Annotated in this window: 1 protein-coding gene; it reads right to left on the bottom strand. The window is 62.7% G+C overall.

Going from position 1 to position 692, the window contains the following annotated elements; translation table 11 throughout:
* On the bottom strand, positions 1 to 692 hold a 692-nt coding region (locus AAFX91_RS42230), incomplete at both ends, for an AMP-binding protein (protein ID WP_394570417.1).

Genomic DNA, 692 nt, shown 5'->3' with positions numbered 1-692 from the left:
GCAACTCCCGCCCCGCCAATGTAAAGCTCACCCGCCGCCCCGAACGGAACAGGCCCGCCATGACCGTCCAGAAGATAGACCACCGAATTTCGAATTGGTCGGCCCAGCGGCACTCGTTGCTGGTCATCGAAGCCAGCAGGCACCGGATAGCAGAGACTGAAGGTGGTGTTCTCTGTCGGGCCGTAGGCATTTGAGATCCGCAGCGTCGGATGTCGCTTCTGGCATGCTCTGACGGAAGTAACGGAGACCTCTTCGCCTCCGACCAGCAGTTGCTGCAGCCGATTAGTGCCGCGCCCCTCTCCGGTATAGGTATCGAACAACCGGGCAGTCATCCAGGCGATGGTGATGCCTTGATCTTGGATGATCTGGGCCAGCGTTGCCGTCGAGAGGTAGCGTTCAGGATAGAGCGCAACACTCGCCCCGTTTGCTAAGGCTCCCCAGAGCTCGAAGGTGGTCGCGTCGAATGTCGGCGAGGATGCGTTGAGAAAGACGTCCTGCGGCGAGATCTCGACGAAGTCGTTCCCCGCCACTAGACGCACCAGGCTCCGATGCTCGATCATGACGCCCTTGGGGGTGCCGGTTGAACCGGAGGTGTAGATCACATAGGCCAGATGGCGCGCGCTCAGGCCGAGCGCGCGCGGGTCCGGATCGGCGGCCGGCAGCTCCGCCCAGGCCGTCGCCGTCTCCAGATC

The sequence above is a fragment of the Bradyrhizobium sp. 31Argb genome, assembly GCF_043638955.1.
Lineage (GTDB): Bacteria > Pseudomonadota > Alphaproteobacteria > Rhizobiales > Xanthobacteraceae > Bradyrhizobium.
The sequence above is the reverse complement of the archived record's forward strand: the minus strand, read 5'-3'. Positions and strand labels throughout refer to the sequence as shown.